Raw genomic sequence first — 20,969 nt, 5'->3', positions numbered from 1 at the left:
TCGGAAATGAAGGGAGCCCGGGCAGCAGGCTCCCTCTATTTTTCGGTTATGCGTATTTTGCCTGGATCTCTTCCGCGATGTTCTGCGGAACCGGATCATAGTGGTCGAACTGCATGGTGAACTGGGCGCGGCCCGACGACATCGAACGCAGAGTGTTGATGTAGCCGAACATGTTGGCCAGCGGCACGAATGCGTCGATTGCAATCGCGTTGCCGCGCGGCTCTTGTCCAGACACCTGGCCCCGACGCGAAGTCAGGTCGCCGATGATACCGCCGGTGTACTCTTCCGGGGTGATCACTTCGACCTTCATGATCGGCTCCAGCAGTTTCGCGCCGGCCTTTTTCAGACCTTCGCGCATGCACATCCGCGACGCGATTTCGAACGCCAGAACGCTCGAGTCGACGTCGTGGAATTTACCGTCCAGCAGGGCAACCTTGAAGTCGATCACGGGGAAGCCGGCCAGCGGGCCGCTGTCCATGACGGACTGGATGCCTTTTTCGACACCCGGGATGTATTCCTTCGGAACGGCACCACCAACGATGCGGCTTTCGAACGAATAACCTTCGCCCGGTTCGGTGGGAGTGATCTCGAGCTTGACCTCAGCGAACTGACCCGAACCACCCGACTGTTTCTTGTGGGTGTAGGTATGTTCGATCGGCATCGAGATGGTCTCACGATAGGCCACCTGCGGCGCACCGATGTTGGCTTCGACCTTGAACTCGCGCTTCAGACGGTCGACCAGGATGTCCAGGTGAAGTTCGCCCATGCCCTTCATGATGGTCTGACCCGATTCCAGGTCGGTTTCCACGCGGAAGGACGGGTCTTCGGCGGCCAGACGGGCCAGACCCTGGGACATCTTTTCCTGGTCGCCCTTGGTTTTGGGCTCGACCGCGATCTCGATCACCGGATCGGGGAAGGTCATGGTTTCCAGAACCACGGGATCCTTCGGATCGCACAGGGTGTCACCGGTGGTGGTGTCTTTCAGACCCGCCAGAGCGATGATGTCGCCTGCGAACGCTTCTTCGATCTCTTCCCGGTTGTTCGAGTGCATCATCATCATACGACCGATGCGCTCTTTTTTGCCTTTGGTCGAGTTCAGGATCGAGTCGCCCTTGTTCAGAACGCCCGAGTAGATCCGGGTGAAGGTCAGCGAGCCAACGAAGGGGTCGTTCATGATTTTGAACGCCAGGCCCGAGAAGGCCATGTCATCGTCAGCGCGACGCGCGATGTTGCGGACTTCTTCCTCGTCACCGGGTTTGAAGCCCATGTAGTCGACAACGTCCAGCGGGCTGGGCAGATAGTCGATCACGGCGTTGAGCAGCGGCTGAACACCTTTGTTCTTGAACGCCGAACCACCCAGAACCGGCACGAAGTGCAGCGCCAGGGTGCCCTTGCGCAGCAGTTTGCGCAGGGTCGGAATGTCGGGCTCGTTGCCTTCCAGGTATTCCATCATCGCGTCGTCGTCTTCTTCGACGGCCGCTTCGATCATCTTGCCGCGCCATTCTTCAGCCATGTCCTTCAGGCTGTCGCGGATCGGAGCTTTGACCCAGCTTGCGCCCAGGTCTTCGCCCTGCCACAGCCATTCTTCCATGGTGACCAGGTCGATCAGGCCTTCCAGCTCGTTCTCTGCACCGATCGGGATACCGACAGGGACGGCGCGCGCGCCGGTGCGGTCTTCGATCATGCGAACGCAGTTGAAGAAGTCGGCGCCGATCTTGTCCATCTTGTTGACGAAGACCATGCGCGGAACTTTGTAGCGGTCAGCCTGACGCCACACGGTTTCGGTCTGGGGTTCAACACCGGCGTTTGCGTCCAGAACGCAGACGGCACCGTCGAGAACCGCCAGCGAACGCTCGACTTCGATGGTGAAGTCAACGTGGCCGGGGGTGTCGATGATGTTCAGGCGGTGCTTGGGGGTATCGGCGGTCTGACCGTCCTCGGTGCGCTCCCAGAAGGTGGTGGTCGCAGCCGAAGTGATGGTGATGCCGCGTTCCTGCTCCTGCTCCATCCAGTCCATGGTGGCTGCACCATCGTGCACCTCACCGATGTTGTGGGATTTGCCGGTGTAATACAGGATACGCTCCGAGCAGGTGGTCTTGCCTGCATCGATGTGCGCCATGATACCGAAGTTACGGTATAGTTCGAGCGGATATTCGCGTGCCATTTGGATAAGCCTCTGGGATTACCAACGATAGTGGCTGAAGGCTTTGTTCGCCTCGGCCATCTTGTGGGTGTCTTCGCGCTTCTTAACGGCAGTACCGCGGGACTGTACGGCGTCCAGCAGTTCGCCGGCGAGGCGTTCTTCCATGGTGTTTTCGTTGCGGCCGCGCGCGGCGGTGATCAGCCAGCGGATGGCCAGAGCTTCGCGGCGCTCGGGGCGCACTTCGACCGGAACCTGGTAGGTTGCACCACCAACCCGGCGCGAGCGAACCTCGACCGACGGCTTGATGTTGTCGAGTGCTTCGTGGAACACCTCGACAGGAGCGCGTTTGATCTTGCTCTCAACGCGGTCGAAGGCGTTGTAGACGATACGCTCTGCGACCGACTTCTTGCCGTCGATCATCAGGTTGTTCATGAACTTGGTCAGGACCTTGTCGCCAAATTTGGCGTCAGGCAGGACTTCGCGTTTTTCGGCGGCGTGACGACGTGACATATCAGCCTCTCCTTCTTACTTGGGACGCTTCGCGCCGTATTTCGAACGACGTTGCTTACGGTCTTTGACGCCCTGGGTATCCAGAACACCACGCAGGATGTGGTAGCGGACACCCGGAAGGTCTTTCACACGGCCGCCACGGATCAGAACAACCGAGTGCTCTTGCAGGTTGTGGCTTTCACCCGGGATGTACGAAATGACTTCGTAACCGTTGGTCAGGCGCACCTTGGCAACCTTACGCATAGCCGAGTTCGGCTTCTTCGGCGTGGTGGTATACACGCGGGTGCAGACGCCGCGCTTCTGCGGGCACTGCTCCAGGTGCATGGACTTCGAGCGTTTTACTTTGGGCTGCCGCGGTTTGCGGATCAGCTGTTGAATAGTTGGCATTCCGGTTTCTTCCCCGTTTTGCAACACACATGACATGCACGCGCGTTGCGTGCGGCTAACTTCGCTGCGCCAATGCGTCCACAAGCGCAAAACCCGCGAGCGTTCCCATTCCGAGGTGAACGTCGCGGTTGGTTATCAGAGGGCGCGAACTGCAAAATTGTCCGGGCCTTGACCAGTTCAATACTGAAATCGGTTTTGGGGCGGCCCCCGGTACCGAGATGACGGGCGTATAGGGGGAGTCGGCCCGACTGTCAACAGCCCCGGCAGATGCCCGCCCGCCTTGCAGCCGTGCGTCGCAGCGAAAGCGACATCGGTTGCGGTGTCACATCCCTCGGGGCATAGTCCGCACTGGTGTATTCCTACCGGAAGTGAAGATGCAAGTCATTGGTCTGTGCCGTTTCTCCTACCCGGCCATCGGCGGGTTCCAGACCATGCACGAGTCGGTCGAAGCGCGCCGGCGCTATCTGTATGACCCCCGGCGTCTGGACGAGCGGTTCCGCCTGTTCGAGACCTGCGCCCTGCCCGCCCTACGCGCCCAGACGGATCCGCGGTTTCAGTTTCTGATCGTGACGGGGACCTGCCTGCCTAGGGTCGCCCGTGATCGTCTGAACGACCTGACTTCGGGCATGAAACAAGTGCAAATCGTCTCGCAGGAACCCGGCCGGCATCGCTCTGTGATGAAGGACGTCCTGAACCGGGCACGCATGAACCCTGACCTGCCATGCCTGCAATTCCGTCATGATGACGACGATGCGATTGCGGTGGATTTCGTCGAATTGCTGCGCCGCGGGGTTCAGGACGCCGAAGGGCTGGTACGGCGCAACAAGATGGTTGCCATTGATTTCAATCACGGCTTTCTTGCCCGGTTCGACGCCAGCGGAATCCAGGCCAAGCCGGTTCACCGGTCCCTGCTGGGTGTTGGTTTTGGGATGTATGTGCGCGGCGGGTGCGAGCTGACGATCATGAACTTTGCCCACCACAAGATCGGCCACTTCATGCCAGTCATCAGCCAGAACGAACCGCCGATGTGGGTGCGCACGCTCAACGGGTTCAACGACTCACCCAACACCCGCACAAGCAAGGCCAAGCTTGAACCGTTGACCCCCGCTCTGGCAAAGCAGTTCGAAACTCGGTTTGCAATCGATCAGACGGTGGTCCGACGCGCCTATTCGGACGCCTGAAGTGCCCGTTCGCGAAAGAGGGTGAACAGGCCCGCGCTGACCACGAGTGCGGCACCCAGCATGGTGATCCGGTCGGGCCAATCTCCGAATACTGCCCATCCCAGACCCAAGGCCCAGATCAGGCTCGAGTATCGGAACGGCGCGACAAAGCTGACCTCGCCAACGCGCATCACCATGACGCTGAAGAGATACCCCAGCAGGACGAAAACTGCTGCCGAGGCAATCAACATCCCCGACCCGGCCGTCATCGGCACCCAACCCTGGAAGACCGAGGCAATTGCCGCACCGGTGGTAATCGTCAATGAGGTTGCCAATGTGACGACCATCGACGGCACCTCGGGCGACATTCGGCGGGTGATCAAATCCCGAGCCGTCACGCAGATGACGGCAATCAAGGCATACATGGCATAGATGCTGAATCCGTCCGGACCCGGTCGCACGATCAGCAACATGCCTGCAAACCCCAATGCAATGGCCATGATCCGCCGCCACCCGATCTGTTCCGAAAAGAACAGGGCCGCACCCAGGGTTACGGTCAGCGGCAGGGCTTGCAGAACCGCGGTCACATTGGCCAGCGGCATGTGCATCAAAGCCGTGAGGAAGAAGAACGTCGCCGACAATTCCGCCACGCAGCGAAAAGCCACCAACCAGCGGTCGTGCCGCCCAAACCGCAGATGCAATGCCCCCAGATGCCGCGCCAGCGCAAAAACCAGGATCGTCGCCAACAACCCACGCAGTGCCACCAACTGGAACAGTGGCACCTCCTGACCGGCCGCCTTGACCAGCGTATCGTTCACAGTGAATGCGGCCATGCTGCCCATCATCAGCAGGGCGCCTTTGACGTTCGGTGTCATTGCCATGGCCCGGTTTCAATCTGGTCCCGGCATTGGCATCTCAGCTGAGCAGATTGTCAACTTGTGATCCGGCCAATTCGGTGTTGTTTGGTCCGATCGCAGTTGTACCTGATCGCTGCCATGGGGCGGTTTTCTGTGTTCCAGCCTACAGGTAGTTCAGCTTCTGCGTGACCCAGAACAGTATCTCTGCAAGTGGCGAAATCGGCCCGGCCTTGTCTGTCATCACAAGCGCGGTGCCCGACGCGCCGAATTGAAGTGTTTCCAGAGGTACATCGCCAGGAAGTTCGATGAGGACCGGAAAGCTGGTGATCCCGACAAGTTCGCGCATCGAGGGCAAACCGGAGCGGAGATCCAGTGCGCCCTCTGACAGGGCCGGCGGAAACCCCGAAATAGTTCCCGTGATCTCGGATCCCGGCTGGGTTCGCAGCGCCACACGGATTTCATCGCCAAGGCCGACATTGGATCGGCTGGATTGGGGCAGCGAGGCCACCAACGCGTGGTTCGTCGGATCTATGAAGGTCAATGCGCCCTGGAAGGTTGTCGCGCGATTGCCCGGGCGCAGCGTGACCGCACTGACGATCCCGTCGCCCGGCGCGAAGACTTCCGTCTGCTTGAGGTTCCATTCGGCCTGCGCAAGCGCCTGTTCGGCCTCCACGACCGCAACATCCTCACCGTCGATCTGAGCTGCGATCCGGCGCTCCAGCCCCGCTTTTCGCGCTTCTGCTGCACGAATGCTTGCGGTGAGCTGTTCGATCGTCGCGACCGCTTCCTGCAGTTTGAAGGTGGTGGATGCGCCACGCTCTTCCAGTTGAACGATGTCATCCCGCCGCTGCTGCCCAAAAACAAGTTGCGCGGTCAATGAAGCGATATCGGCTTCGGCAGCCGCCAGATCCGTGGTCAATTGGTCCGCTGCCGACCGGGCGGCTTCCAGAGATGCCTCCAGCCGCGCTACCTCGAGCACGTAGAACTCGGGATCGATTCTGAACAAGAGATCGCCTTCGTTGACCTTCTGGTTCGGCTCAACGGCAACTTCGACGACCGTTCCGGAGACATTGGGCACAATGCTTGTCTGAACACCCAGAACCGACACAGGCCCCGTAGGCGCCGTGTGGTTGAGTGCGCCGATGACAACCAACGCGACGACGGCGGCCCCACCGTATGAAACGGTCTTCCAGAAGCCATTCCAGGGCAGCAGGCTGAACTTGGAGAAGACCAGCCAAATCACGCCAAAATACAATCCAAGGACTATGAGCATCCGATCAAGACCCGTGTTGAGTTCCAAACAGTGATGACGGGAGCAATTCCATTACCACATTCTGATTTTTGAGTATGCAGCAGTTCCATTTGAAATCACAGTGTTTGGATCGAACCCTGGCCGCTTCCGGCACCGGCCGAAACAAAAAAGGCCCCGCGGAACCGCAGGGCCTTTCTGAGTTTCTCGTCGCCGATATTATTCGCGGCTTTCCGGAGTTTCCACCAGCGAGTCCAGCTCATCGCCGACCATGTCATCATCCATCATCGGAGCGGCCAGCGCGGCTGCGGCCTCGGCCTCTTCGCGACGTGCCTCAATGACGACATTGTCACGCTGCTGCGCGATCTGGCGGACACGCTGTGTCGCTCCACCGGTACCGGCCGGGATCAGACGGCCGACGATAACGTTCTCTTTCAGGCCAACCAGCTTGTCCTTCTTGCCCTGAACCGAAGCTTCGGTCAGCACACGGGTGGTTTCCTGGAACGACGCCGCCGAGATGAACGAACGCGTTTGCAGCGAAGCCTTGGTGATCCCCAGAAGGATCGGCTCGCCCTGGGCCGGACGACCACCGCGGGCGATGGTCTTCTCGTTGGCCGCGTCGAACTCCTGTTTGTCGACATGCTCGCCCTTCAGCAGGGTGGTGTCGCCCGAGTCCAGGATCTCCCACTTCTGCAGCATCTGGCGCACGATGACTTCGATGTGCTTGTCGTTGATCTTCACGCCCTGCAGGCGGTAGACCTCTTGCACCTCGTTGATCATGTAATCGGCCAGCGCCTCGACACCCATGATCGACAGGATGTCATGCGGAGCCGGGTTGCCGTCCATGATGTAGTCACCCTTCTGCACGAAGTCGCCTTCCTGCACCGGGATGTGCTTGCCCTTGGGCACCATGTACTCGATCGTCTCCAGCGACTCGTCGACCGGCTCGATGCTGATGCGGCGCTTGTTCTTGTAGTCGCGGCCAAAGCGCACGTAACCATCGGCTTCCGCGATGATTGCGTGATCTTTCGGACGACGCGCTTCGAACAGTTCGGCCACACGCGGCAGACCACCGGTGATGTCCTTGGTCTTGGCGCCTTCACGCGGGATACGCGCAACAACGTCACCGGCTTCGATCTTCTGACCGTCTTCGACCGACAGGATCGCGTCCACAGACATCGGATAGTGAACCGGGTTGCCCGCATCGTTGCGGACCGGCTCGCCGTTGTCGTCCACCAGAATGATCTCGGGCTTCAGATCGCTGCCTTTGGGGGCGGCGCGCCAGTCGATCACGATCTTCTGGGTCATGCCGGTTGCATCGTCGGTCTCGTCGCGGACAGCAATGCCCGAAACCAGGTCGACGTATTTTGCAGTACCGGCTTTCTCGGCGATGATCGGCAGGGTGTAGGGGTCCCACTCGAACAGCTTGTCGCCGCGCTTGACCTTGGTGCCTTCCTTGACGAACAGCTTCGAGCCGTAGCCCAGCTTGAAGCTGGCGCGCTCTTCGCCGTGTTCGTCGTTGATCACCAGCTTCATGTTCCGGCCCATGACCAGGCTTTCGCCGGCGGCATTGACCAGAATCTGCGGGTTCTCAAAGGCGACGACACCGTCCTGGTTCGCTTCCTGGAACGACTGCTGACCACCTTGCGCAACACCACCGATGTGGAAGGTCCGCATCGTCAGCTGCGTACCCGGTTCACCGATCGACTGCGCGGCGATGATGCCGACAGCCTCACCGGTGTTCACCATGGTCCCGCGTGCAAGGTCACGACCGTAGCAGGTTGCACAGACACCTTCCTCGGACTCACAGGTCAGAGGTGAGCGGATGCGCATCGAGGCAACACCGGCCTCGTCGATCGTATCGGCCATGCGTTCGTCGATCAGCTGTCCGGCGGCGACGATGACCTCGTCGGTTCCCGGACGCAGAACGTCATCTGCGGCCACACGGCCCAGAACGCGTTCCGCCAGCGATGCGACGACTTCGCCGTCATTGACCGCAGCTTCGGCCGTGATCGCACGGTCGGTTCCACAATCAACCTCGCGCACGATGCAATCCTGCGCCACGTCAACAAGACGACGGGTCAGGTAGCCCGAGTTCGCCGTCTTCAGAGCGGTATCCGACAGACCCTTACGGGCACCGTGGGTCGAGTTGAAGTATTCAAGAACGGTCAGACCTTCCTTGAAGTTCGAGATGATCGGCGTCTCGATGATGTCGCCGTTCGGCTTGGCCATCAGGCCGCGCATGCCGCCCAGCTGCTTCATCTGGGTCACCGAGCCACGCGCACCGGAGTGCGCCATCATGTAGACCGAGTTCGGCTCTTTGTCGGCGCCGCCCTCATCCTTGGCCACGGCCGAGATGGTGCGCATCATGGCTTCGGTTACGCGGTCGTTACACTTCGACCAGGCATCGACAACCTTGTTGTACTTTTCGCCCTGAGTGATCAGGCCGTCCATGTACTGCTGTTCGAAGTCTTTCACCTGTTCGCGGGTTTCGTCCACGATGCCCCACTTGTCCTCGGGGATCACCATGTCGTCCTTGCCGAACGAAATACCGGCCTTGAAAGCTTCCTTGAAGCCCATCGACATGATCTGGTCGCAGAAGATCACCGACTCTTTCTGGCCGCAGTAGCGGTAGACGGTGTCGATCACCTGTTGCACTTCTTTCTTCCGCAACAGGCGGTTGACCAGTTCAAACGGTGCCTTGTTGTTCTTGGGCAGCAGAGCCCCCAAGCGAACACGGCCCGGCGTGGTTTCAAAACGCTTCTGAACCTCGTTGCCTTCTTCGTCGATCTGGGTGATCCGCGCCGTGATTTTCGAGTGCAGGTGCACCTCGCCCGCGTCCAGCGCGTGCTGGACTTCGTCGATCGAACCAAAGACCTTGCCTTCGCCGGGCATGCCTTCGCGTTCCAGGGTCACGTAGTAGAGACCCAGGATCATGTCCTGCGACGGAACGATGATCGGAGCGCCGTTTGCAGGCGACAGAACGTTGTTCGTCGACATCATCAGAACACGCGCTTCCAGCTGCGCCTCAAGGCTCAGCGGGACGTGAACGGCCATCTGGTCACCGTCGAAGTCGGCGTTGAAGGCCGAACAGACCAGCGGGTGCAGCTGGATGGCTTTACCTTCGATCAGAACCGGTTCGAACGCCTGAATGCCAAGACGGTGCAGCGTCGGCGCACGGTTCAGCATGACAGGGTGTTCGCGGATCACCTCGTCAAGGATATCCCACACTTCGGGACGCTCTTTCTCGACCAGTTTCTTCGCCTGCTTCACGGTCGAAGACAGACCCTTGGCTTCAAGGCGCGAGTAGATGAACGGCTTGAACAGTTCCAGCGCCATCTTCTTGGGCAGACCACACTGGTGCAGCTTGAGCTCGGGGCCGGTCACGATGACCGAACGGCCCGAAAAGTCGACGCGCTTACCCAGAAGGTTCTGACGGAAGCGGCCCTGCTTGCCTTTCAGCATGTCCGACAGCGATTTCAGCGGACGCTTGTTGGCGCCGGTGATCACGCGGCCACGACGGCCGTTGTCGAACAGAGCATCCACGGATTCCTGCAGCATCCGCTTTTCGTTGCGGACGATGATGTCAGGCGCGCGAAGCTCGATCAGACGCTTCAGACGGTTGTTCCGGTTGATGACGCGGCGATAAAGGTCATTCAGGTCCGAAGTCGCAAAACGGCCACCATCCAGCGGAACCAGCGGACGCAGTTCCGGCGGAATGACCGGAATCACGGTCATCACCATCCACTCGGGGCGGTTGCCCGACTCGAGGAAGGATTCAACAACCTTCAGACGCTTGATGATCTTCTTGGGCTTCAACTCGCCGGTTGCTTCGGCCAGATCAGCGCGCAGCTGCTCGGCTTCGGCTTCCAGATCGATCTGGGCCAGCATCTCACGGATGGCTTCGGCACCGATATTCGCGGTGAACGCGTCCATGCCATAAGCATCCTGCGCGTCCATGTACTCTTCTTCGGTCAGCATCTGGCCGTAGGTCAGGTCCGTCAGACCGGGCTCGATGACGACGTAGTTTTCAAAGTACAGAACGCGTTCCAGATCGCGCAGCGTCATGTCCAGCATCAGACCGATGCGGGAAGGCAGCGATTTCAGGAACCAGATGTGAGCGACGGGCGCGGCCAGTTCGATGTGGCCCATACGCTCGCGGCGAACCTTCTGCAGGGTGACTTCCACACCGCATTTCTCGCAGACAACGCCGCGATACTTCATCCGCTTGTATTTGCCGCACAGGCATTCGTAGTCTTTGATCGGGCCAAAGATACGCGCGCAGAACAGGCCGTCACGCTCGGGCTTGAACGTCCGGTAGTTGATGGTTTCGGGCTTCTTGATCTCGCCATAGGACCAAGACAGGATCCGCTCGGGCGACGCCAGCGAGACCTTGATCTCGTCGAAAACCTTGGGCGGCGTCAGCGGGTTGAACGGGTTGTTGGTGATTTCCTGGTTCATTTGTTACCTCAAATCTTGCGGAAGGGGGGACGGGAGAAAGGGCAGCGCCCTTACTCCTCAACCTCCGCATCCAGGAGTTCCATATTCAGGCCGAGGCCACGGACTTCTTTAACCAGAACGTTGAACGATTCCGGTACGCCCGCCTCGAAGTTATCCTCGCCCTTGACGATCGACTCATAGACCTTGGTCCGGCCGGCGACGTCATCCGATTTCACGGTGAGCATCTCCTGCAGGGTGTAGGCGGCGCCGTAAGCTTCCAGAGCCCAGACCTCCATCTCACCAAAGCGCTGACCACCGAACTGCGCCTTGCCGCCCAGCGGCTGCTGGGTCACCAGGCTGTACGGCCCGGTCGAACGCGCGTGGATCTTGTCGTCCACCAGGTGGTGCAGTTTCAGCAGATACTTGATGCCCACGGTCACCGGACGCGCGAACTTCTCGCCGGTGCGGCCGTCGAACAGGATCGACTGACCGCTTTCCGAGAAACCGGCGCGGATCAGCGCGTCGTTGACGTCGGCCTCTTTGGCGCCGTCAAAGACCGGGGTTGCGATCGGAACACCGCGGGTCACGTTGCTGGCCGCTTCGATCAGCTGATCTTCGTCCATGCCGCTGATGCCCTCTTCGTAGACATCCTCGCCATAGGCGTGTTTCATCGCGTCACGGACCGGTGTCAGGTCGCCCGAGCGGCGGTATTCCTGCAGCGCCTCGTCGATCTTCAGACCCAGACCGCGCGCGGCCCAACCCATGTGGGTTTCAAGGATCTGACCGACGTTCATACGCGACGGCACGCCCAGAGGGTTCAGACAGAAGTCGACCGGAGTACCATCCGCAAGGAACGGCATGTCCTCCATCGGCACGACCTTCGAGATCACACCCTTGTTCCCGTGACGGCCGGCCATCTTGTCGCCCGGCTGCAGCTTGCGCTTCACGGCGATGAAGACCTTGACCATCTTCATCACGCCCGGCGGCAGGTCGTCGCCACGGCGGACCTTCTCGACCTTGTCTTCGAAACGGGCATCCAGGGCGCGTTTCTGCACCTCGTACTGCTCGTTCAGAGCCTCGACGATCTGGGCGTCCTTCTCGTCTTCCAGCGCCAGCTGCCACCACTGACCGCGGGTCAGCGACTCGAGCAGCTCTTCGGTGATCTCCGAGCCCGCCTTGACGCCTTTCGGCCCCTTGACGGCGGTTTTGCCCAGGATCATCGACTTGAGACGCGCATAGATGTTGCGGTCGAGGATCGCCAGTTCGTCGTCCCGGTCACGGGCCAGACGTTCGACTTCCTCACGCTCGATCTGCAGCGCACGCTCGTCTTTCTCGACGCCGTGACGGTTGAAGACGCGGACTTCGACGACCGTACCGTAATCGCCCGGTTTCACGCGCAGCGAGGTATCGCGCACGTCAGATGCCTTTTCACCAAAGATGGCGCGCAGCAGCTTTTCTTCCGGGGTCATCGGGCTTTCGCCCTTCGGAGTGATCTTGCCTACCAGAATATCGCCCGGCTCAACATCCGCACCGATGTAAACGATGCCCGCCTCGTCGAGGTTGCGCAGCGCTTCTTCACCGACGTTCGGGATGTCGCGGGTGATCTCTTCCGGACCCAGCTTGGTGTCACGGGCGGCGACTTCGAATTCCTCGATATGGACCGAGGTAAAGACGTCGTCACGTGCGATACGTTCCGAGATCAGGATCGAGTCTTCGTAGTTGTAACCGTTCCACGGCATGAACGCGACGACCACGTTCTTACCCAAGGCCAGTTCACCCATATCGGTCGACGGACCATCGGCAATGACTTCGCCCTTCTGGACGGTGTCACCCACCTTGATCAGCGGACGCTGGTTAATGCAGGTGTTCTGGTTCGACCGCTGGAATTTGCGCAGACGATAGATGTCAACGCCGGCATCGCCCAGCTCCAGATCTTCGGTGGCGCGGATAACGATACGCTGGGCATCAACCTGGTCGATGATGCCGGCACGTTTCGCCTGGATCGCAGCACCCGAGTCGATCGCAACCTTTTCCTCAATCCCGGTACCGACCAGCGGCGCCTCGGCCCGCAGCAGCGGAACCGCCTGACGTTGCATGTTCGAGCCCATCAGAGCGCGGTTGGCGTCGTCATTTTCAAGGAACGGGATCAGCGATGCAGCAACCGAAACCAGCTGTTTCGGCGACACGTCGATCAGGTCCACATTTTCGCGCGGGGCAAGCGTGTAGTCACCGGCCTGACGGGTCGAGACCAGATCGTTGATGAACTTGCCATCCGTATCCAGCGTCGCGTTGGCCTGAGCCACGGTGTGACGCATCTCCTCGGTCGCGGACATGTAGTGGACCTCGTCGGTCACCTGCCCGCCTTTCACAACGCGATAGGGGGTTTCGATGAAACCGTATTTGTTCACGCGGGCAAAGGTGGCCAGCGAGTTGATCAGACCGATGTTCGGACCTTCAGGCGTTTCAATCGGGCACATCCGGCCATAGTGGGTTGGGTGCACGTCGCGCACCTCAAAACCCGCACGCTCGCGCGTCAGACCACCCGGGCCAAGCGCCGACAGGCGGCGTTTGTGGGTGACTTCCGACAGCGGGTTGGTCTGGTCCATGAACTGCGACAGCTGCGAGCTGCCGAAGAATTCACGCACGGCGGCCGCCGCCGGTTTCGCGTTGATCAGGTCCTGCGGCATGACGGTGTCGATCTCGACCGACGACATGCGCTCTTTGATGGCGCGTTCCATGCGCAGCAGGCCGACGCGGTACTGGTTTTCCATCAGTTCACCGACCGAGCGCACACGACGGTTGCCTAAGTGGTCGATGTCGTCCACGTCGCCTTTGCCGTCACGAAGCTCGACCAGTGCCTTGATGCAGGCCACGATGTCTTCGCGGCGCAGAGTCCGCAGGGTGTCCGGAGCATCCAGGTTCAGGCGCATGTTCATCTTCACGCGGCCAACGGCCGACAGATCATAGCGCTCGCTGTCGAAGAACAGAGTGTCGAACAGAGCCGACGCGGCCTCGACGGTGGGCGGCTCGCCCGGGCGCATGACGCGGTAGATGTCCATCAGCGCGCTTTCGCGGCCCATGTTCTTGTCCTGCGCCATGGTGTTGCGGATGTACGGACCGACGTTGATGTTGTCGATGTCCAGAACCGGAATATCGGTGATGCCGGCATCGATCAGCTCCTTCACGGTGCCGCCGATCAGCTCGCCATCCTTGTCATATTCTAGGGTCAGCTCATCACCGGCTTCGACATAGATCGCACCGGTTTCTTCATTGATGATGTCCTTGGCAACGAACTTGCCGACGATGTGGTCGAACGGCACCAGAAGGTCGGTGACCTTGCCCTCGTCGATCAGCTGCTTGACCGCGCGCGGGGTGACCTTCTTGCCGGCTTCGGCAATCACTTCACCGCTTTTTGCGTCGATCAGGTCATAGGTGGGACGGGTGCCGCGCACACGTTCGGGGAAGAACGGGGTGACCCAGCCCTTCTTCTTGTTCAGCTTGTAGGACACGGTGTCGTAATACGCGTCCATGATCGCTTCCTGGTCCAGGCCCAGGGCAAAGAGCAGCGTGGTCACCGGCAGTTTGCGGCGACGGTCGATGCGTGCGTAGACGATGTCCTTGGCGTCGAACTCGAAGTCCAGCCAGCTGCCGCGGTACGGGATAATGCGGCAGGCAAACAGCAGCTTGCCCGAGGAGTGAGTCTTGCCCTTGTCGTGGTCGAAGAACACACCGGGCGACCGGTGCATCTGGGACACGATCACGCGCTCGGTGCCGTTCACGATGAAGGTGCCGTTCGGCGTCATCAGGGGCATGTCGCCCATGAACACGTCCTGTTCCTTGATGTCCTTGACCGATTTGGCCCCGGTGTCTTCGTCGACATCAAACACGATCAGGCGCAGAGTGACCTTCAGCGGCGCGCTGTAGGTCATATCGCGCTGCATGCACTCTTCAACGTCGTATTTCGGCTTTTCCAGCTCGTATTTCACGAATTCCAGCACGGAAGTTTCGTTGAAATCCTTGATCGGAAAGACCGATTGGAACACGCCATTGATACCTTCGCCGTCGGTCGGCTGGTCGGCATCGCCAGAGCGCAGGAATAGATCATAGGAGGATTTCTGGACCTCGATGAGGTTCGGCATTTCCAGGACTTCGCGGATTTTGCCGTAGTATTTCCGAAGACGTTTCTGGCCAAGGAACGATTGAGCCATGTCAGATGTCACCTTTCGATGTTCTCAGCGGGCAAAAACACCGTCGGGCCCCGGCGCCTTGCACATACGAGACGACACGTCCGGATCAATTCGTGGCCACCGTCCCGAATGGTAGCCTCCCGATCCGCGAACCGCGTCTTAGAAAACGCCCCAGCACATGAGGCCCTTTCTAAGACAGGTTCGGCTGGACCCGGATTTCTCCGGGCCCAGCCAAATTCCACGGCGCATCCGCGATGCACCGAAAGACAGGCTTAGGCCAGCTCGACCTCGGCGCCAGCTGCTTCCAGCTTGCCCTTGATCTCTTCGGCTTCTGCCTTGTCCACGCCTTCTTTGATCTTGCCGCCGGCTTCGACCAGTTCCTTGGCTTCTTTCAGGCCCAGGCCGGTGATGCCGCGAACTTCTTTGATGACGTTGATTTTCGAAGCGCCGGCGTTCTTCAGAACGACGTCGAATTCGGTTTTCTCTTCCTCAGCTGCACCGCCGGCATCGCCAGCTGCGCCTGCGACCATGACGGCGCCGCCAGCTGCGGGCTCGATGCCGTACTCGTCCTTGAGGATGGTTTTCAGTTCTTGTGCTTCCAGCAGGGTCAGACCAACGATCTCTTCTGCCAGTTTCTTCAGATCAGCCATTGTATCAGCTCTTTCCGTTTACAGTGTGTGTTCCAACGTCAGGGCATGTGCCCCACGCAGATCATTCAGTGCCAACCGCTTACGCAGCTTCCGCCTTCTCTTCGATGGTGGAAAGGATGCTTGCGATGTTGCTTGCAGGTGCGCCAATTGCACCGGCGATGTTCGAAGCAGGCGCGCCGATGCAGCCCACGATCGAAGCAATAAGCTCTTCACGCGACGGCATTTTCGACACGGCTGTGACACCAGCCCGGTCCAGAGCGTTCTCGCCCATTGCACCGCCAAGGATCTCGAACTTCTGGTTCTCCTTGGCGAAGTCCTCGGCCACCTTGGCTGCTGCCACGGGGTCCTCGGAATAGGTCAGAACAGTCATACCCGTCAGCAGGTCAGCAATGCTCGCACATGGCTTACCGTCGAGGGCGATTTTGGCGAGCCTGTTCTTGGCAACACGCACGGAGCCGCCCGCGTCACGAGCACGTGCGCGAAGGTCCTGCATCTCGGCAACTGTCAGACCGGCGTAGTGAGCAACCACTACGACGCCAGAGCTTTCGAAGATTTGGCCGAGTTCCTCGACCACTTTCTCTTTCTGGGCTCTATCCACAGTTCTCTCCAAGTTAGGGGCGATGTTTCACCCCGGCTCATATTTGCCGAGGGCTGCGCCCCGGCGTTCAGGTCCGTTGTTACGGGATTGGCCAAAATGCGCCCGAGGGTCAGGACCCTCGAAATTCTTTGGTCTTACCCGTCTCAGGCAGGGAATTAAGGGGCCGGAAGGACCCACCCACCGTCTTGGACGAAACGAAATAAAGCGCACGACGAATCGCACGCTTTATTCCGCAGCCCTCTTTAGGGCAGATGGCCGGGGTTTCCAAGGGGTAAATTGGCCCGAACCCCAAGCCGGTGGACAATGACCGCAAACCCGAACAGGATCAACGCATGATCAAGTTGAAATCCATTTCCAAGCCGCAATTCCTGTTTCGTCAGATTTCTCGCCAATTATGGGTTCGAACCAGCCTGATTGCCGCTCTCGCCGTGGTCAGCGCGGGGATTGGCACCTACCTCGGCGGCTTCGTCCCCGACTTTCTCGCACAACGGCTGAGCACCGAGGCCGTGGCAAAGATCCTCGGCATTCTGGCGTCATCCATGCTGGCGGTCACGACCTTTTCGCTGTCGATCATGGTCGCGGCACAGCGATGGGCCTCGAACCAGTCCTCCCCGCGCGCCCAGCAGGTGATCGAAGAAGACAGTGTCTCGCAAAACGTGCTGGCCACGTTTCTCGGCGCATTCATCTTCGCGCTCGTATCGCTGATCCTTGTCGAAACCGGGGTCTACACCCAGCAATCCATCGCCGTTGCGCTTGCGTTCACCTTGGTGGTGATCTTTTTGGTGACACTGGCGCTCTTGCTCTGGATCGACCAGTTGCCCAGCTATGGCAGCATCTCCGAAACGGCACGCAAGATAGAAAAAAACGCCAGGGACACCATGACCCGAGCCATGGAACTACCGTGCCTCGGCGCCATTCCATATCAAGCCGCCGCGGATGTTCCGCGAACCGGGCACGACGTGCGGGCCAGTTCGACAGGGAACGTGCGCCACGTGGATGTCGGCATGCTGAATTCCTGCGCCGAAGAGAATGACTGCGAGATCTGGATCATGGCGCTGCCGGGGCAATTCGTGACCGAAGGCCAACCCCTGGCCAGAGCGACCCGGAAAATGGATGGTGAAACCATCCGGGAAGCCTTCGTGATCGGGACCGAGCGCAGCTTCAATCAAGACCCCCGCTTTGGCATTCAAACCCTGTCGGAAATCGCACAGCGCGCGCTCTCGCCGGGTATCAACGACCCGATGACGGCAATTCAGATGGTCGAGAGGTTGCTGCGGGTTCTCCTGCCACTTGGCTCGCGGCCCACCCAACCCGCCGACCCGCAGTTCCCGAGGATCCATGCCCCGGAGATCGCGATCGACACGTTCCTACGTGACGCTTATGCGGCCATTTCCCGGGATGCCGGTGACAAGGTCGAAGTCCACGAGGCCATTCTCAGCGCGCTGACCCGACTAACGCAGACTCAAGACGGTGCAATGACAACCGCGGCCCACGCGGCTGCGAACCAGGCATTGACCGTTGCCGAGCGCGACCTCAGGCTGGAGGCCGACAAGGCACGCGTGCGCGAAATACCCAATCAGGTCACAGTCGAACCTGCTATTTGAGAGCAAAAGAAAACCCCGGGCAGGATGACCGCCCGGGGTTCGAATTTCCGAAAGAACGTGTCGGCTTATTCGCCCGAAGCTTGCGCCACATCCACGGTCACGCCGGGGCCCATGGTCGAGCTCAGCGCGATTTTCTTCATATAGGTGCCCTTGGCGCCCGACGGCTTCGCCTTGGCAACGGCCGAGATGAAGGCACGGACGTTTTCCGCCAGCTTGGCTTCGTCGAACGACGCCTTGCCAACGCCTGCGTGTACGACACCACCTTTTTCCGCTTTGAACTGAACTTCACCGCCCTTGGCTGCTTCCACGGCCGCTTTCACGTCCATGGTCACGGTGCCGACCTTGGGGTTCGGCATCAGGTTGCGGGGGCCCAGAACCTTACCCAGACGACCGACGATCGGCATCATGTCCGGGGTTGCGATGCAACGGTCAAAGTCGATGTTGCCGGCCTGGATGCTTTCCATCAGGTCCTCGGCGCCGACGATGTCCGCACCGGCTTCTTTCGCCTCGTCAGCCTTGGGGCCGCGCGCGAAGACAGCAACGCGCATGTCCTTGCCGGTGCCGTTCGGCAGACCGACGACACCGCGCACCATCTGGTCTGCGTGACGGGTGTCGACGCCCAGGTTCATGGCGATTTCGATGGTTTCGTCAAACTTCGACGTTGCGTTGGCCTTGACCAGTGCAACTGCCTCTTCGACCGACAGGTTTTCCTTGCCGGCGACGGCTTCGCGCGCTGCGCGGGTACGTTTACCGAGTTTTGCCATCTTACTTCACCTCGATGCCCATGGAACGGGCCGAGCCCAGGATGATCTTCATTGCGCCTTCGACGTCGTTGGCGTTGAGATCCTTCATTTTGGCTTCGGCGATCTCGCGCACCTGCTTGGTGGTCACGGTTGCCACGGTCTCACGGCCGGGGTTCTCCGCGCCACGGGGGCGGTTACGCTTGCCGACCGGCTTCAGACCGGCCGCCTTCTTCAGGTAGTAAGACGCGGGCGGCGTCTTGATGTCCATGGTGAAGGACTTGTCCTGATAGTAGGTGATCACGGTCGGGCACGGAGCGCCGGGCTCCATGTCTGCGGTCTTGGCGTTGAACGCCTTGCAGAATTCCATGATGTTGATGCCGCGCTGACCCAGCGCCGGACCAACTGGCGGCGACGGATTCGCCTGACCTGCAGGAACCTGCAGCTTCATCGTACCAGCAAGCTTCTTGGCCATTTGGTTTTCCTTTCAACGTGAATGGGACGCGTCCCATCCGATTTTATGTTGCGTGGTCCGATCCGGAATCGCGATCCCTGCGATCTCCCACGAGAGAATCTCGCCCGAAGACGATAGGGGCGGCGTTTACAGGGGAACGAATGGGTTGGCAAGGGCATGCCACTGAAAACCGGATGGCTGGCGAAGCCGCGGCCCCAAGGCGTTCGTCGGCATGCAGGCGCCGCCCCCGCTATGGACCGGCAGACGCCTCCAGCTGAACGGCGCGCTGGTAGAGGTGCCAAGTGGTATGCCCAAGGATCGGCAACGTAAAGACAAGCCCAAGGAACGCCGGCACCAGCGACAACAGCATCGTGACCGAGATGATGGCCGCCCAGCCAAGCATGACCACAGGGCTTTCGGCGACAACACGGAGCGATGTAAGCATGGCCGTTACGAAATCGGTGTCGCGATCCAGCAGCAAGGGCATGGCAACAACAGTCACCGAAAACAGAACGGCGGACAGAAACGCACCGACGCAGGTGCCAACAGCCAGGAAAGCCCAGCCTTGGGGGGTAAAGAACACGGTGTTCAGGAACCCGTCGAAATCCGAAAACGAGGCATTCTGCAGGATGATCGCCAACCAAAGCCGAACCTGGTAGATCCATACCCAGAAAACGAACAGCGTAACGAAGGCCATCCAGCCCATCTCCCGCTTACGCTGATTGGCCATGACCGTCAGTATTTCCGACCAGCCAAAATCCTCTCCGGCCTGAAGTCGACGCGACATCTCATAGAGGCCTGCAGCTGCGAAAGGGGCGACCAGCGGAAATCCCACGACGGCGGGAATGATCATCCAAATCTTGCCAAGCCAGACCAGGCTCCAGACCAGCAGAAACCCGAAGACGGCATAGAACAGTCCGAAAAATCCGCTCATTATGGGACGCGCCAGAAAGTCGGAAAACCCGGCCTTCAGCGAGTCGGTGATGTCGGCGGCGGTGACCGTGTTGACCACAGGCATCGTCCGCTGAGGCGGGGTCAGCTCGTCGGGTGGCGTGGGGCCTGCAGCCTTGGATGTCATGACAGAGTCCTCCCAAAGCATCACTGCGCGCAAATCCTCTGGCCCACGAGCCCGGCTGCGCAACGGTCATACCTGTACCAAGCACAAGTGTGCATCAGGCAAGGAGTTAGGGCAAGCGGCCAAGGCTGTGGCGTAACCTTACCGGCAACCACCAGAAACAGTTGCGCCGCCTGTTACGGCGGCGCGTTCGATTTCTGCACGATCAGTTCCTGCAGGAAAGATCAGCTCTGCTTGGTGACCTGCGTAAAGTCCAGCTCGACCGGAGTTTCGCGCCCGAAGATCGAGACGGTAACCTTCAGCTTCTGGTTCTCGTCGTCCACGCCCTCGACCATACCGTCGAAATCCTCGAACGGGCCGTCGTTGACTTTGACCTTCTCGCCAACCTCGAAGCTGATCATCAGCTTGGGTGCTTCTTCACCTTCCTGAACACGGTTGAGAATCTGGTTCACCTCGGCGTCGCGCATCGGCATCGGGCGGCCCTGCGGACCCAGGAAACCGGTGACCCGGTTGATCGAGTTGATCAGGTGATAGCCCTGATCCGACATTTCCATGTGCACCAGAACGTAGCCGGGCATGAAACGGCGTTCAGTCGTGACCTTCTTGCCCCGGCGCACCTCGATGACCTCTTCGGTGGGAACCAGAACCTCGTCGATCTCGTCCTCAAGGCCGTGCTCGGCCACCGACGTGCGGATCTGCTCTGCGATCTTCTTTTCGAAATTCGAAAGAACGCTGACCGAGTACCACCGTTTCGCCATGAACCTGTCGTCCTTGTTTGCCTTTGGCGCGCCGCGTCGGGCGGACGCACCTGAATTGAAATTTTGTCGCGGTCCGGCCGCGTGTTCCGGAATAAAAAGCGGCGCGCAGTCCGAATCGCCGCACGCCCATCCCGAAAGGTCCCGCGTCAACTACTCT

At 59.9% G+C, this 20,969-nt stretch carries 15 protein-coding genes; 2 read left to right on the top strand and 13 right to left on the bottom strand.

Features of this window, described 5'->3' with window-relative positions; genetic code table 11:
- Positions 1–46 precede the first annotated feature (46 nt).
- From fusA to rpsL, 3 genes are read right to left on the bottom strand one after another with little or no spacing between them, the layout of a single operon-like run.
- Positions 47–2,164: an elongation factor G gene (gene fusA / locus GOW72_RS03040; protein ID WP_093964349.1), complete on the bottom strand. Its 2,118-nt coding sequence runs from the start codon at positions 2,162–2,164 to the stop codon at positions 47–49.
- A gap of 18 nt (positions 2,165–2,182) precedes the next feature.
- The gene (gene rpsG, locus GOW72_RS03035; RefSeq protein ID WP_093964348.1) at positions 2,183–2,653 is read right to left on the bottom strand and encodes a 30S ribosomal protein S7; all 471 of its coding nucleotides are present in this window, start codon (positions 2,651–2,653) and stop codon (positions 2,183–2,185) included.
- 15 nt (positions 2,654–2,668) lie between these two features.
- Positions 2,669–3,040 (bottom strand): 30S ribosomal protein S12, encoded by a 372-nt coding sequence (gene rpsL, locus GOW72_RS03030; protein WP_005980675.1) that lies wholly within the window; start codon positions 3,038–3,040, stop codon positions 2,669–2,671.
- 374 nt (positions 3,041–3,414) lie between these two features.
- Here rpsL and GOW72_RS03025 point away from each other — a divergent pair, with 374 nt between their 5' ends.
- Positions 3,415–4,221, top strand: a complete 807-nt coding sequence (locus GOW72_RS03025; RefSeq protein ID WP_170365025.1) for a putative rhamnosyl transferase — start codon at positions 3,415–3,417, stop codon at positions 4,219–4,221.
- Here the strand turns inward: GOW72_RS03025 and GOW72_RS03020 are convergent.
- The 6 genes from GOW72_RS03020 to rplJ form a co-directional block, all read right to left on the bottom strand.
- Positions 4,206–5,075 (bottom strand): DMT family transporter, encoded by an 870-nt coding sequence (locus GOW72_RS03020; protein ID WP_093964424.1) that lies wholly within the window; start codon positions 5,073–5,075, stop codon positions 4,206–4,208. The two genes, GOW72_RS03025 and GOW72_RS03020, sit on opposite strands and share 16 nt — an antisense overlap.
- A gap of 145 nt (positions 5,076–5,220) precedes the next feature.
- A complete protein-coding gene (locus GOW72_RS03015) occupies positions 5,221–6,330 on the bottom strand; it encodes an HlyD family secretion protein (protein WP_170365024.1) in 1,110 nt (369 codons plus the stop codon).
- Between the two features lie 195 nt (positions 6,331–6,525).
- The gene (rpoC, locus tag GOW72_RS03010) at positions 6,526–10,767 is read right to left on the bottom strand and encodes a DNA-directed RNA polymerase subunit beta' (RefSeq protein WP_170341438.1); all 4,242 of its coding nucleotides are present in this window, start codon (positions 10,765–10,767) and stop codon (positions 6,526–6,528) included.
- Positions 10,768–10,817: 50 nt separating this feature from the next.
- Positions 10,818–14,954, bottom strand: coding sequence for a DNA-directed RNA polymerase subunit beta (rpoB, locus tag GOW72_RS03005; protein WP_170365022.1), 4,137 nt, complete (start codon positions 14,952–14,954; stop codon positions 10,818–10,820).
- 251 nt (positions 14,955–15,205) lie between these two features.
- Positions 15,206–15,583 carry a 50S ribosomal protein L7/L12 gene (gene rplL, locus GOW72_RS03000; RefSeq protein ID WP_093964343.1) on the bottom strand — a complete coding sequence of 126 codons (378 nt, stop codon included), beginning with the start codon at positions 15,581–15,583 and terminating at the stop codon, positions 15,206–15,208.
- Between the two features lie 79 nt (positions 15,584–15,662).
- A complete protein-coding gene (gene rplJ / locus GOW72_RS02995; RefSeq protein WP_093964423.1) occupies positions 15,663–16,181 on the bottom strand; it encodes a 50S ribosomal protein L10 in 519 nt (172 codons plus the stop codon).
- A 332-nt stretch (positions 16,182–16,513) separates the two neighbouring features.
- On the opposite strand from rplJ, the gene GOW72_RS02990 reads away from it, so the two are divergent.
- A complete protein-coding gene (locus GOW72_RS02990) occupies positions 16,514–17,785 on the top strand; it encodes a DUF2254 domain-containing protein (protein WP_170365020.1) in 1,272 nt (423 codons plus the stop codon).
- Positions 17,786–17,850: 65 nt separating this feature from the next.
- On the opposite strand, the gene rplA is transcribed toward GOW72_RS02990, so the two are convergent.
- The 4 genes from rplA to nusG all read right to left on the bottom strand — a co-directional run bounded on the left by rplA (position 17,851) and on the right by nusG (position 20,812).
- Entirely contained in the window at positions 17,851–18,549 is a 699-nt protein-coding gene (gene rplA, locus GOW72_RS02985) for a 50S ribosomal protein L1 (RefSeq protein ID WP_093964341.1), read from the bottom strand.
- Between the two features lies 1 nt (position 18,550).
- A complete protein-coding gene (rplK, locus tag GOW72_RS02980; RefSeq protein ID WP_093964340.1) occupies positions 18,551–19,000 on the bottom strand; it encodes a 50S ribosomal protein L11 in 450 nt (149 codons plus the stop codon).
- A 229-nt stretch (positions 19,001–19,229) separates the two neighbouring features.
- On the bottom strand, positions 19,230–20,057 hold the full coding sequence (locus tag GOW72_RS02975; protein WP_170365018.1) for a DUF2189 domain-containing protein: 828 nt from the start codon (positions 20,055–20,057) through the stop codon (positions 19,230–19,232).
- A 221-nt stretch (positions 20,058–20,278) separates the two neighbouring features.
- Entirely contained in the window at positions 20,279–20,812 is a 534-nt protein-coding gene (gene nusG, locus GOW72_RS02970; RefSeq protein ID WP_093964422.1) for a transcription termination/antitermination protein NusG, read from the bottom strand.
- Positions 20,813–20,969: the final 157 nt, after the last annotated feature.

The sequence above is a fragment of the Ruegeria arenilitoris genome, assembly GCF_013032855.1.
Taxonomy (GTDB): Bacteria; Pseudomonadota; Alphaproteobacteria; order Rhodobacterales; family Rhodobacteraceae; genus Ruegeria; species Ruegeria arenilitoris.
This window is presented reverse-complemented; position numbering and strand designations above follow the sequence as displayed.